The sequence below is a fragment of the Bacillus sp. MC1252 genome (assembly GCF_056838025.1).
In genome coordinates, this window is the sequence record NZ_CM166369.1 from 3,181,970 (window position 1) to 3,195,360 (window position 13,391).

Here is a 13,391-nt window from a genome sequence, read left to right on the forward strand (position 1 = left end):
GGCTAAAATAAAGATCATTTTAACCCTTTGTCAACAATCTGAGAAGGCTACAATGACGTAGTCTTCTTTTTTATGATTTAAACGGTACTGGCTTTTCCTTACTGAATCCAAAACGATGAAGGAGCTCTTGGACAATTCGTTTCGACGCTTGTCCATCACCATAAGGATTAGAAGCCTTCGACATTTTGTCGTACTCTTGCTGGTCTTCTAGCAGCTCTTTTGCCATCTGGTAAATGGTATTCTCATCTGTCCCTGCAAGCTTGAGCGTGCCAGCTTTAACGCCTTCTGGTCGTTCTGTTGTATCACGCAGCACCAATACTGGCTTCCCTAAAGAAGGAGCCTCCTCTTGAACACCGCCGGAATCCGTTAAAATAAAGTGTGAAGCTGCCGCAAAGTTATGGAAGTCAACCACTTCAAGCGGTTCAATTAAGTGCACCCGGTCGAGATCACTGAATTCCGTCTGAGCCGCATCACGAACGGCAGGATTTAAATGAACAGGGTATACGACCTGTACATCTTCGAACTCTTCTACAACACGTCTAATCGCTCTAAACATGTTTTTCATCGGCTGTCCAAGATTCTCCCTGCGATGAGCCGTTAACAAAATCATTTTATCTGTGCCTATTTTCTCTAAAATAGGATGTTGATATTGTTCTGTGACCGTTGTTTGCAGGGCGTCAATGGCAGTATTCCCTGTCACACAAATGGTCGCTTCTTTTTTATTTTCTATCAAAAGATTCTGCTTCGCCTCATCTGTAGGTGCAAAATGAATATCGGCAATAGTGCCTGTCATTTGACGGTTCAATTCCTCTGGGAATGGTGAATACTTATTGTGTGTTCTTAAGCCTGCCTCCACATGACCAACTGAAATTTGGTGATAAAAAGCGGCCAGACTTCCCGCAAACGTAGTCGTTGTGTCTCCATGAACAAGCACAATATCAGGCTTTTCCTCTTGAAATAACTGATCTAGCTTCAACAGTGCATTTGATGTAATTTCTGATAATGTTTGGCGCTGTTTCATGATGTTTAGATCATGATCTGGTTGAATGTCAAAGGCTTTCAGCACTTGATCAAGCATTTCTCTGTGCTGAGCAGTGACAGTGACTGTGGATTTGATTTGCGGATGTTTTTTCAGTTCAAGGACTAGTGGTGCCATTTTGATCGCTTCAGGCCTCGTCCCGAATACAGTCATAACATGTAATGTTTTCAATGTCGATGCCTCTTTCCTTCTCAATTATCGTATGTTGTACATTATACAAAAGAATAAGAACGAATCCTAATCATTCTATTCGCGTAATCTTTACATCGCCTTTACTCTTTTTAACATGAATATTTACACAAGTTCTTTACAATTGGTTTTAAATCAGATCATTTAATTCTCGTAAATCATTTGTCATTTCTATCATTTGTAAGTTACACTTTATGAAAGATGAAAAATGAAGGTCATATCATTTTTTCTATATGTAAGGAAGGTGCAAAGTTCATTGAAAAAAGTACGTAAAGCCATTATACCCGCTGCAGGTCTCGGGACACGTTTCCTCCCTGCCACAAAGGCCATGCCTAAAGAAATGCTGCCAATCGTTGATAAACCAACCATTCAATATATTATTGAAGAAGCTGTTGAATCAGGAATTGAAGACATTATTATCGTCACTGGAAAAGGAAAAAGAGCCATTGAGGATCATTTTGATTTTGCACCAGAGCTAGAGCGGAACCTTGAGGAAAAAGGAAAAAGCGAGCTTTTAGAAAAGGTGAGAAAGTCCTCTAATATTGCTGACATTCATTACATACGTCAAAAGGAACCGAAGGGACTTGGACACGCCGTTTGGTGCGCACGTAACTTCATCGGTGATGAACCTTTTGCTGTTTTACTAGGTGATGACATTGTTCAAGCCGAAACACCTGGGCTTCGCCAGCTGATGGATGAATATGAAAAAACCCTTTCATCTGTGATCGGCGTTCAGCAGGTAGCAGACAGCGATACGCATCGCTACGGGATCATTGATCCTCTTACACAAGAAGGACGCCGCTACCAAGTGAAAAACTTTGTTGAAAAGCCGGCGCAAGGAACAGCACCATCGAATTTAGCCATCTTAGGCCGCTACATTTTCACACCAGAGATCTTTATGTACCTCGATCAACAAGAGATTGGTGCAGGCGGAGAAATTCAGCTGACAGATGCCATCCAAAAGCTCAATGACATCCAGCGTGTATTTGCCTATGATTTTGAAGGAAAACGATACGATGTCGGTGAGAAACAAGGCTTCATCGAAACGACTCTCGAGTTTGCCCTTCAGGATGAAGAGCTGAAAAAGAAACTCATTCCATTTATGAAACAGCTTCTTGAAAAAGAAGAAGTCAATTAAAAAAGCTGCCGGCATCGGCAGCTTTTTATTTGATCGCTGAAATCGTCAGCGTATGCTGTTCATTATCAATGACAAACAGATTGTTTTCGCCCTTTACTGCGAATTTCGTTTGTTTCTCATTCATCCAGACATTTTGTTCAGTCAGCCCAAGTGTTGAAGGAGAAATGGGCATAATCTCGCGGAACACAATCGCGTGTGCCTGACCATTTTGAATCACATAATCAGTTTTCTCTGTGGTCAATCGCTCAATCGTGTCGCCTTGATCACTTTTGACCGAGCTCAGCGTTTGCATTCTTTGCTGAAGCACAGATTCTTCTTTTCCAAGGAAAGATAGTAAATACTCATACGAACCTGCTGATGCAGGTGATACGTAGGAATTGAACTGTCCTGGTCCAATGGATAATGGCTTCAATTCATCTGCAGCTTGCAGTGCATCACGTTTCACAAAATACGTCTCTGACGCTGTTTTGATTTGAACAGTTTGTTTATTTTCAGCCACAGCCTGTACTTCTTGTCCAAATGGTAAAGTGACATCCGCCTTTTTTTTCATGGCTTGATCTTTGTAAACCGTCATTGAATCTGCTGTGACAATGGCTTGTTGATCTACCTTTTTCATATTAGGCGCACCCTTCGTCTTAGGATCCTTTGACTGAGGCGCCTCTGTCTTATCTGATGGTATTGCACCAAATGTTGCCAGCGTACGAAGCGGTCGATCCGAAAACATAGAAAGGGCAAGCAAGATGGTTAAGAGCGCTATAATGGTCACTTGAAACGCTGGTCCAAAAAATGAACGTCGTTTCCCGTTTTCATTATAACGAGACACCTTTGCTGTCTTTTGTACGCCTTTTCGACCTTCCTTGTGTTTCAATTGGTATTCTTTTTTCTCTTTCTTAGAAAGCTTGTTAAACCAATCAACAAACTCCTTATATTCTTTCACAACCTTTTTCGTATCATCAAACATACGAAGCTCACCATAATGCATCCAAGCCACCCGATCACAGATTTTTTGGATTTGGCTAATGGAGTGACTGACAAAAAAGATCGTCTTGCCTTGTTCTTTGAATTCTGTGATTCGATCCACACATTTTTGATAGAACGTTTGGTCTCCGACAGATAACGCTTCATCAATAATCAGGATATCTGGATCGATATGTGCTGAAATGGCAAAGCCTAGACGGGATTTCATTCCGCTTGAATAGCTTTTTACAGGCTGATCGATAAAGTCGCCAATATCCGCAAACTCTACGATTTTTTCATAAAGCTCATCTATCTCTTTATTCGTCAGCCCCATCATTAAGCACTTTAATCGAATGTTGTCTTTACCGCTTAACTGGTTGTTCAGCCCTGCCGCAATGGCAATTAACGAAGGCTGGCCGTCCATCTCAATTTCACCATTTGTCGGTGGAATGATTTTCGCTAGAAGGTTCGACATCGTTGATTTACCAGATCCGTTGATCCCTACAAAACCAATCGTCTCGCCTTCATATACATCAAAGGACACATCACGAACAGCAAAGAAACCTTTTTCATTTTTATTAGGAAAAAACAGCCCTTTGATCTTATCCGACTGTTTTTTATATAAGACGTATTGCTTGGATACGTTTCGAAACGAAACCTTTAGTTTCATCGTATAATCTCCTTACTTTTTAAAGAAAATCGACAAATTTATCCCTAAATTTCATATGAAGCAATGAACCGACTGTTAAAAGAAGAAGGGTAATCAGCCAAAAATAAAGCGTATATTTCACATCATGGAAGAACCATTCTCCCTTTAACAAGCTATTTCTGAAACCATCAATAATGTAGAAAAGTGGATTCAGTCTTAATATATCTCCAATCCACGCTTTGTCTCCAGTTAGCTTCTCTGAGATATTCCAAAAAATCGGCAGCAAAAAGAAAAGCAAACGTGTCACTGATTGTAAAAGAAATTGATAGTCTCTCACGAGTACGCTAATCGTTGAATTAAACAAACTAAACGAAAACATAAACGCGATCATACAAATAAGATAGTATATATATTGCAGCCAATGTGCGTCGGGATATATGCCATAGGAAATCAGCACAATCAGATAGACACCCATCATGACAAAGTAGCTGAACAAGTTGGACATAATCACCACAGACGGCAGCGCACTAATCGGAAAATTCATTTTCGATACCATATTAATGCGTTTAAACACACTGTTTGATCCATCAAGAATCGTCGGACTAATGAAGAACCACGGTATTAATCCAGCAAGCATCCAAATGATAAATGGAACTTCCATGCCTCCAATGACAATTGGCTGTCCTCCGCGAATACCCAAACCAAAAACAAACCAGTAAGCCAGCATTTGAATCAATGGATTTAAAAACTGCCATAAAACACCTAAATAATTCATCTGATATTTTGATTTTGTTTCATAAACAGCAAGTCGCATAATCAGCGGAAATGAACTGATTTGCTCCTTTAGTATCGTCAACATTGCGTTCATTGTTATCTTCCTTAGATATAAGTTTTTGGGATTACTTTTTTAAAAAGCACCGCTCATAATTGTAACAGATGTTGAGGAATATTTCACTTATCAGGAAATGCACATCACAAACAATACAAAAAGGAGGAAGCTACTTCCTCCTCTCTTTAAAGTTTAACCTTAAATTTTGATAAGAGCCGGGTGAGATACGTTGAACTTTTTAAAGAAATGTTCCCTTTGGCCGTTTCGTATACTTCTACCTGAAAAGGTCTTAAGTTATACATATGATATAGTTTATCTGTTAATAAACTTTTTCTTAATCTAAAGTGTCGATCCTGAGAACAATAAAAAAAGTCATATGTTTTAAACCCTTCAAAGAAATGGTTCCATTTAATATTGAACTCTGTACTTGATGTCCTTTTAAGAAAAATTATTTCTCTTGTTATTCGATTTTTCAAATAGAATGTACCTGTTTCTATTATTGGCTGTTCTGCTAATATAGAAATACCTTCATCATTCAAAATCAAGTGTTCTACTTTCACATCTATATTTTCAATAGATAGTTTTCCGTTATTAGTGAAAAAGAGATGAAAATTCGATTGATTAAAATTATTAAGGGTATTATTATACATTTGCTTAGAGATTCTAAATTTATCTTCTTTATCGTTTCTTTGAACAATAATGTAAATATCATATGTTGCAACTTGATTAAAATCTTCTAAAGAAAGTTCCGCGTTTAATTGACCAACATCATTTGTAAATGTATCGATCACTGTTTTTTCAGTTAAATTATGTCTTGACTCAAAAGAAATAAATACTTTTGCGTCATTAAACGTTTTTGGTATGTCGATATCTTTAAATATGATTTTTTCACCATCAACATCTATTTTATTTATTTGTATAAATTCTTCTTTTAGCACTTTAATTTCAAAGAGTTCATCTGGAATATTGAGACTTTCATTTTTAAAAAAGGGAAGGGCCCAATAATATTTACCATTCTCTTTTAATATGGTTCCTTTTTGATTACCAGCTAAATAATAGATTAATTCCTCATGAAGATCGTTCAAGATAAAGTAGATATATAGATTACAAGTAATTCCTAAATCATTTTCAAAAATATTATCAACTTTTTGTAAAATCGGTTTAATTTCTCTATAAAACACTTGCCTAAACTTTTTATCCCATACGATATTTTTAATCGGGAAGAACAAACGTTCAATATTTCTTTTAAGAAATTCATTTTCAAGTTCTTTATCACCATAATCCTCGAAATATCCCATTTGGTATTCAAGTGATTCTATCCGATCTTGAAAGTTTCGCAAATCACCATTTAATTGAGTTATCGACTTTTGAGTTGCTTCTTCTCCTCTTTTTCTCCAAAGATAGACAACATCCGTAATAATTGCTATTTTCTTCGCATATAAAAATGCCTTATGGACCATTGGACGATCTGCATATAGCATACCTGGAGGCATAAAACATTGATGTTCAAAGATCAGTTCTCTCCGAAATATTTTATTCCAATAAAATCCATCATAAAAAATATCAGGATAATCTTTTGCTCTCTCGATTAATTTATTCTTTTGCCAAACTTCTCTTTCCTTTTTATAAATAATTTCTTTTTGAACGCCGTTTATTAAAATATTAGGCCTTCCGATCACAATATCAGCCTCAGTTTTTTTTGCTTCTAAATATAATTTTTCATAGGCATCGAGAGGAAGAATGTCATCTGAATCCATGAGCGTGATGTATTCTCCTGTTGCATATTTTAATCCGTGATTACCTGCATTGGCGCCTCCACTATTTTTTTGATGGATTACCACCATATTTGAATACTTCTTTTCATATTCATCTAAAATTTCGGCACTATTATCAGGACTTTCATCATTTACTGCGATAATTTGCAAATCAGATAATGATTGATTGACAAGTGAATCAAGGCACTCCTTCAAATAGTATTCTGTATTATAAACCAATACAACCACGCTTAGTTTATACTGACTCATTCGATATTTCACCCACTTGATTCGTCATTCTTTTGTTGACTTGATTATGAAAATTCTCCAAAACAATTTTAATGATGGTACAAACTTGTTCAACTTCACTTAAAGATAGTTCTGAATACATTGGCAACGCTAATATTCGATTACTAACATATACTGCTACTGGTGTTTCACTCGAATCAAACATATAACAGCCGAAGTCATTACAAAGAGGATAAAAATATTTTCTAGTAAACAAATTATATTCTTTCAATTCTTCATTTACATAATTTCTCATCTCTTTATTTTCTAATAAAATTGGAAAATATGAATAGTTGTGATGAACCTTCTCATCAATTGATACAACGTTAATTCCTGGTATCTCAGATAAATTTTTTTCATATTGATGATAAATTTCTTTTCTGGTTAATATGTCTTGATCAATTTCTTCTAAATTCACTAATCCCATAGCAGCTTGGAATTCATTCATTTTTGCGTTAATTCCTATATAATCAACTGATTCATTAGAAGTAATACCAAAATTTTTCAAAGCTTTCAATTGTTGAGTTAACCTTTTCTGTTTATAACAAAGCACTCCACCTTCAATAGAATGAAAAACTTTAGTTGCATGCATACTAAACATAGATGCATAGCCAAATTCTGCAATAGATTTGCCATTTACCTTAATTCCAAAAGCATGCGCTGCATCATAGATAACAGGTATTCCATAATCCCTTGAAATTCGATCTAATTCATTCACATCACAAGGATTACCAAAAACATGCACTGCTACTATTGCTTTTGTTTTTTCCGTAATGAGTTTTTCAATATGATTGACATTGATATTGAATGTATTTGGTTCAATGTCACAAAAAACTGGCTGAAAACCTGTATTTTTTATCGCATGAACTGTAGAAGCAAAAGTAAAAGGTGTTGTAATCACTTCCCCCTTTTCTTCTATCGTTTTCAAGGCAATTTCTAATGCTAAGTGACCATTGGTGAAGAGTTCAATTTGGGATGAGCCTAGATATTCTCTAAGATTTGTTTTAAATTCTTCATGTAATGGTCCGTCATTTGTTAACCATTTATTCTCCCAAATATTTTTTATCTTATCTATATACTCTTCAAATTTAGGAAGTTTTGGTTTTGTCACATGAATTGGTGTTGGAAATTTAAATTGTTTTGTCATTTAATTTCTCCAATCAATTAATGCTTCAATCGAATCTACGTCAAAAACTGGAATGTCAATTGTTTTAATTTGGTCTCTTTCGCTAAAAGAATCATCAATAAATATAGAAGGTATTTTATTATCTATATATTTTGATTTCATATCTTCTTTTTTCAGATGAATTACACGATCAAAAAGATTCTTGTGGATTCGAAGCTTTTCCAGAGTTTCTTTGATATCACTGATATGCTTTGTAATTAGTATGATTTCTTTATGATTATTAAGGCATTGATATAAAAATAGCATTAAATGTGGATTAACCTTGTCTTTATACGTAATCGTATCATCAAAATCTACATACACCCTTTGATAAGAGTATTGAAGAGTGAATCGATTAATCAAAGCTCTATCTACTTCAAGATTCACACCGTTATCTTCTATTTTTATATCAAAATCCATTCGATCGTATAAACTCAGCAAAGGGAAATTAACACCTTTGTTACGATACAATGCCATAGTTCCTGCTATACGCGGTGCCACTTCCAACAACTTGTAATGGCCATTCACATCTTCTTTAATTTGAAAGAACCAAGCTCCTCTAAATTGAAGATGTTTATTAATTTCGTGCGCTATCTGTGTTGTTTGCTCATCCATTTGTAACGTGGCGGAGTTCACACTTATACCACTCTTAATACGTTTTCTTTCTCGTCTGCCAGTATATTTAAGTTCTCCATTTCTATTTGTAAAACAATCTATTGTATATTCTTTCCCTGGGAGATACTCAAGTATTAATAAGTCAGATTGATTATTTTTATAGAACTCCAGCTCTTTTTTATCTCTCGCAAGAGCTACTCCTTTTGACCCTTGTCCAACATCTGGCTTTAAAAATACGGGGAATAGATCAACATCTTCTACTTTTTCATACATTTTAGGAACAAAAGATTGCTTTTCAAAAAATTCATACGTTCTCTTTTTTGATCTTGAAATCTCACAAGTTAATTGATCTGATGTTATAACTATGGCATGGAGCTGTTCTCGATTTTGTGCTAATTTTAATACTACACTATCATGTGCAGGGAAAATAAAATCAATTTTGTTTTCACTAATTATACGGTTCAATTGATCAATAAAGCCTTCGTCATGGATATTTGGCATACCCTCTATATAATTTTTATATACATACTTACCATGATCAGAGACGCTGGAAGCACCGATCAATTCAAAGTCCTTTGAGTACTTAAGGGAATTGTGAATCTCCAAACCAATCTCTGAACCACATGGAAACACTAGAACTTTTTTCATTGTTACCTCCAATTATTGTTTAAATACTGTTTCGATAACTAATTTTGCTGAATTTCCTGTTTCCAGGCTGCAATATTCTTGGAAAAATTCATTGTATTTTTCTTTATATTCTTCTTCCACATGATGAATATTTTTTAATGCATCAAACAACTGTTTTTGTTCCTGTAATACTGGGCCAGGTAATCCCTTGTACATATCTAAGTAAAAACCTCTTATCTCCTCTTTATAAAGTTTATAATCATAAGCATAGAACAAAATCGGTTTTTTACTATTTGCATATTCAAAAAACACAGATGAATAATCCGTGATTAAAATATCACTGATTAAATACAACTCTTGAATATCATCGTATTTAGATAAATCAATGATTGAAGAATGTTTGCTTGGATTAAGCGCTAAATAATCTGAGATTAAATGATGCATTCTTAAGATTAATACATAATCATCACCAAATTCATCCTGGAACTGTTCTAAATCGAATTGTATTTCAAATGAATGGTTCCATGATCCATTTGATTCATTATCTCTCCATGTTGGAGCATACAATATAACTTGTTTTTCCTTAGGGATGTTCAACTTTCTTTTAATGGATTCGATTTTTTCTACCTTGTTATTTTTATAGAAAATATCATTAGATGGATAGCCGTTTAACATTATCTCTTTTTCAAACTTAAAAGCCCGCTTAAAGATATCACTAGAGTATTTATTAGCTGCTAATAGATAATCCCAATTACGAGATTCCAAATAAAAATTTTCCCTAGCCAATTTTTCAGGACCATCTACTTCTATGTCATACCCTAATCTTTTTAGTGGGGTTCCGTGCCACGTCTGAATATACACATTACCTTCCCTTTTTCGATGTACAGGGAAAATAATATTGTTAACCCAATATTTTGAAAGCGCTAGGTATCGATAATAATCTTCTTCTTCTCTATTTACTATGATTGGATTTCCTGGTAATTTTGATTCTCCTTGATAAGACCATACAAATTGATACTCTTCACCATATCCATTTTCCAATAAGTATTCATAAATATATTTTGGATTTCCTGAGTAACTTTTTCCCAGGAAACTTTCAAAGAAAATCATCTTCTTATTTATTGGGTGATTCTCACAAATGTTATTAAAAATTGTTTTGCCTCTAGCTATATTGTAGGTCTTAATATATTGTTCATTGTCAGTAAACCAGCATGCTAAACTCTCTTTCCCCATAGTTACATATATAATAAGCCTGAAGTTATCTTCATAATCATTATTAAATAGATATCTATCCTCTTCTTTTGAGAAATCAGTATAGCCTGTCATATCTACTAGTTCCTTATAACAGATTCGTTGCTTATCATCTCTTATTTGCAAAAAGAAATCCCATCTGCTATTGAGATCCAAATGTTGTTTTAACTTATCTATCATAATAATTTTTTTAAAAATATATTTATTCTTTTCTTTCTGGAAATCTAAAGAGTAACCATATGACTTGTTATTATCTCTTCTTACTGCAATTAACTCTAGTTGTTTCACTGAATATTCATTTGAAAATTGAGTAACTTCTCCTTCAATATAAAAGTTTGAACCTACACTTTTTAAATTGTTTATATACTGAGTAAAAATATTTTTTTTATAATCAAAAGATAAATTTCCATTTTTCGTTTTAAAGCTTTTTAATTTTAAATTCAAATCCTCTGAATATGATGTGAACCCTTGATTTTTCAAGCTAAATACAGTTCTTTTTCGCAGATATCTACTATAAAATCGAAGGGTAATATACACATCTAAAGTGCCGTTACTATTAAGGTCTGCAATATCTTTAAGATTAAAAATAGATATGTTATTTTTTATCTTGCTCTTTAAAAATCTGCCACTCTCACGATCTTTCAAAATCACACTTTTATTAATTGGAATAAAGCCTAAATTACTAACAAATAAATGGAGTTTTTCTTCTTTAACTTGAATTTCCACTTTATGTTTACTTATTATTGATTTTAATATTTTAGAAACTAATTTTTTAATTTTCATTTTTAATCTTCGTAACCTCATCTCAACTACATTTTACACAATAGCAAAAAGTAAAAATTCCCCATTCATAGTGCTGAATAGGGCTTTTTAGAATTAGAATATTACTTTATTTCTCCGTATGCTTTTTGATAGTAATTTTTATATTCATCATCTATAATATTTTTAAACCATGCAGAGTTATCTAAATACCAATCAATTGTTTTTATAATACCTGTTTCAAAATGATATTTCGGCTTCCATTGAAGTTCTTTTTCTATCTTTGTTGGATCAATTGCATAACGTCTATCATGACCTTTTCGATCTCTAACAAAGGATATTAAGTCTTGTGTAATCTTGTGATCTACCTTCTCATTTAAATAAGTTATGATTTTTTTTACAAGGTCAATATTTGTTTTTTCGTTATGTCCACCAATATTATATATTTCTCCAAGTTGGCCATTTTGAATAACTAAGTCTACAGCGCTGCAGTGGTCTTCAACAAAAAGCCAATCTCTAACGTTCAATCCATCTCCATAAACAGGGATGCTCTTTTTTTCAATACAGTGATGAATAACAAGTGGTATCAATTTTTCTGGAAACTGAAATGGGCCATAGTTGTTAGAGCATCTTGTAATGTTCACAGGGAATTTATACGTATCAAAAAATGACTGCACTAATAAATCGCCCGAAGCTTTACTAGCTGAATACGGACTATGCGGGTCTAAAGGTGTTTCTTCTGTAAAATATCCTTCCTTGCTTAAGGAACCGTACACTTCATCGGTTGAAATCTGAATAAACTTTTTTCCCTCTTTATAAGAGTCGTCATCTTTTTGCCAAAATTCTTTAGCTGTATTCAAAAGATTCAATGTACCAAGCACATTGGTTTCCACAAATACTTTTGGGTTTTCGATACTCCTGTCTACATGAGATTCAGCTGCAAAGTTCACTACATAATCAATTTCGTTATTTTCAAAAACTTCACTCAATAATTCAGAGTCCTTAATATCACCTTTAATAAATTGATAATTTTCAAAATGTTCATAACGAACTAAATTTTCAAGATTTCCTGCATAAGTTAGTTTGTCAAGATTTATAATTTTAATATCTTTATACTTGTCTAACATATATGCTATAAAGTTAGAACCAATAAAACCTGCTCCACCTGTAACAAGGTAAGTTTTCATCATTCTCTCCTTCGTAACTTCTATTTAATAACGACTTCTTTATTTTCAGCTAGATCTAATAAGTATTTACCATATTCAGTTTTAGATAATGGTAGGGCTAAACGGGAAAGTTGTTCTTCATTTATATAGCCTTTGCGATAAGCAATTTCCTCTAATGAAGCGACATACAGCCCCTGTCTATTTTGAACTGCTTCAATATAATTACTTGCCTCTAGTAAACTTTTATGTGTACCAGTGTCTAGCCAAGCCATTCCTCTACCCATGATTTCTACTTTCAATTCACCGCTTTGTAAATAAAAATCATTGATGGAACTAATCTCTACTTCGCCTCTTGCGGAGGGTTTAACATTTTTAGCAATTTCTATCACTTTATTATCGTAAAAGTAGAGACCAGGTACCGCATAGTTTGATTTGGGTTGGCTAGGTTTTTCTTCAATGCCAAGAACATTACCGGTATGATCAAATTGCACAACACCGTAATCTTCTGGATTCTTTACATAATACCCAAATACAAGCGCACCTGTCGTCAGTTTTACTGCTTTGTTTAAGATTTCAGTCAAACCTTGTCCATAAAATATATTATCACCGAGCACAAGACACACATTATCTCGACCTATAAATTGTTCTCCAATAATAAAAGCATCTGCAAGTCCTTTAGGTTCTTTTTGCACCTCATAACTTATTTGTATTCCTAAGGTTTCTCCCGTCCCTAAAAGACGTTTAAATTGTTCTAAATCACTTGGGGTAGTGATAATAAGTACTTCTTTAATCCCACTTAGCATTAGAACTGATAATGGATAATAAATCATTGGCTTGTCGTAAATCGGAACTAATTGTTTAGAGATACCCTTCGTAATAGGATAAAGCCGTGAGCCTGTACCACCAGCTAAAATTATTCCTTTCAAGATGATCCTCCTATGAAAAAATACTTAGAAAAGCCTTAA

At 34.1% G+C, this 13,391-nt stretch carries 10 protein-coding genes; 1 reads left to right on the forward strand and 9 read right to left on the reverse strand.

Annotated features, from left to right (window positions below):
* Positions 1–70: 70 nt before the first annotated feature.
* Positions 71–1,210 (reverse strand): non-hydrolyzing UDP-N-acetylglucosamine 2-epimerase, encoded by a 1,140-nt coding sequence (wecB, locus tag ACYH0L_RS16465; protein ID WP_327924317.1) that lies wholly within the window; start codon positions 1,208–1,210, stop codon positions 71–73.
* Between the two features lie 274 nt (positions 1,211–1,484).
* Here wecB and galU point away from each other — a divergent pair, with 274 nt between their 5' ends.
* Positions 1,485–2,366, forward strand: coding sequence for a UTP--glucose-1-phosphate uridylyltransferase GalU (gene galU / locus ACYH0L_RS16470; RefSeq protein ID WP_230030664.1), 882 nt, complete (start codon positions 1,485–1,487; stop codon positions 2,364–2,366).
* 25 nt (positions 2,367–2,391) lie between these two features.
* On the opposite strand, the gene tagH is transcribed toward galU, so the two are convergent.
* From tagH to rfbA, 8 genes are all read right to left on the reverse strand, one after another.
* The gene (tagH, locus tag ACYH0L_RS16475; RefSeq protein WP_482354158.1) at positions 2,392–3,993 is read right to left on the reverse strand and encodes a teichoic acids export ABC transporter ATP-binding subunit TagH; all 1,602 of its coding nucleotides are present in this window, start codon (positions 3,991–3,993) and stop codon (positions 2,392–2,394) included.
* Positions 3,994–4,012: 19 nt separating this feature from the next.
* A complete protein-coding gene (locus ACYH0L_RS16480; protein WP_060597419.1) occupies positions 4,013–4,840 on the reverse strand; it encodes an ABC transporter permease in 828 nt (275 codons plus the stop codon).
* Between the two features lie 146 nt (positions 4,841–4,986).
* A complete protein-coding gene (locus ACYH0L_RS16485) occupies positions 4,987–6,825 on the reverse strand; it encodes a glycosyltransferase family 2 protein (protein WP_256499055.1) in 1,839 nt (612 codons plus the stop codon).
* Positions 6,812–7,990, reverse strand: coding sequence for a DegT/DnrJ/EryC1/StrS family aminotransferase (locus tag ACYH0L_RS16490; RefSeq protein WP_256499056.1), 1,179 nt, complete (start codon positions 7,988–7,990; stop codon positions 6,812–6,814). The genes ACYH0L_RS16485 and ACYH0L_RS16490 overlap by 14 nt, the downstream gene beginning before the upstream one ends.
* Positions 7,991–9,271 carry an ATP-grasp domain-containing protein gene (locus ACYH0L_RS16495; protein ID WP_256499057.1) on the reverse strand — a complete coding sequence of 427 codons (1,281 nt, stop codon included), beginning with the start codon at positions 9,269–9,271 and terminating at the stop codon, positions 7,991–7,993. It lies immediately after the preceding gene.
* 12 nt (positions 9,272–9,283) lie between these two features.
* Positions 9,284–11,284 (reverse strand): CDP-glycerol glycerophosphotransferase family protein, encoded by a 2,001-nt coding sequence (locus ACYH0L_RS16500; protein WP_327924310.1) that lies wholly within the window; start codon positions 11,282–11,284, stop codon positions 9,284–9,286.
* A 101-nt stretch (positions 11,285–11,385) separates the two neighbouring features.
* Positions 11,386–12,447 (reverse strand): dTDP-glucose 4,6-dehydratase, encoded by a 1,062-nt coding sequence (gene rfbB, locus ACYH0L_RS16505; RefSeq protein ID WP_327924308.1) that lies wholly within the window; start codon positions 12,445–12,447, stop codon positions 11,386–11,388.
* A 20-nt stretch (positions 12,448–12,467) separates the two neighbouring features.
* Positions 12,468–13,352 (reverse strand): glucose-1-phosphate thymidylyltransferase RfbA, encoded by an 885-nt coding sequence (rfbA, locus tag ACYH0L_RS16510; protein WP_256499059.1) that lies wholly within the window; start codon positions 13,350–13,352, stop codon positions 12,468–12,470.
* Between the last annotated feature and the right edge of the window lie 39 nt (positions 13,353–13,391).

Bases quoted from the DNA above. Each gene is read 5' to 3' on its own strand.
- ACYH0L_RS16500 (WP_327924310.1), bottom strand. From the start codon at position 11,284: ATGAAAATTAAAAAATTAGTTTCTAAAATATTAAAATCAATAATAAGT.
- tagH (WP_482354158.1), bottom strand. From the start codon at position 3,993: ATGAAACTAAAGGTTTCGTTTCGAAACGTATCCAAGCAATACGTCTTA.
- rfbB (WP_327924308.1), bottom strand. From the start codon at position 12,447: ATGAAAACTTACCTTGTTACAGGTGGAGCAGGTTTTATTGGTTCTAAC.
- ACYH0L_RS16485 (WP_256499055.1), bottom strand. From the start codon at position 6,825: ATGAGTCAGTATAAACTAAGCGTGGTTGTATTGGTTTATAATACAGAA.
- ACYH0L_RS16480 (WP_060597419.1), bottom strand. From the start codon at position 4,840: ATGAACGCAATGTTGACGATACTAAAGGAGCAAATCAGTTCATTTCCG.
- ACYH0L_RS16495 (WP_256499057.1), bottom strand. From the start codon at position 9,271: ATGAAAAAAGTTCTAGTGTTTCCATGTGGTTCAGAGATTGGTTTGGAG.
- ACYH0L_RS16490 (WP_256499056.1), bottom strand. From the start codon at position 7,990: ATGACAAAACAATTTAAATTTCCAACACCAATTCATGTGACAAAACCA.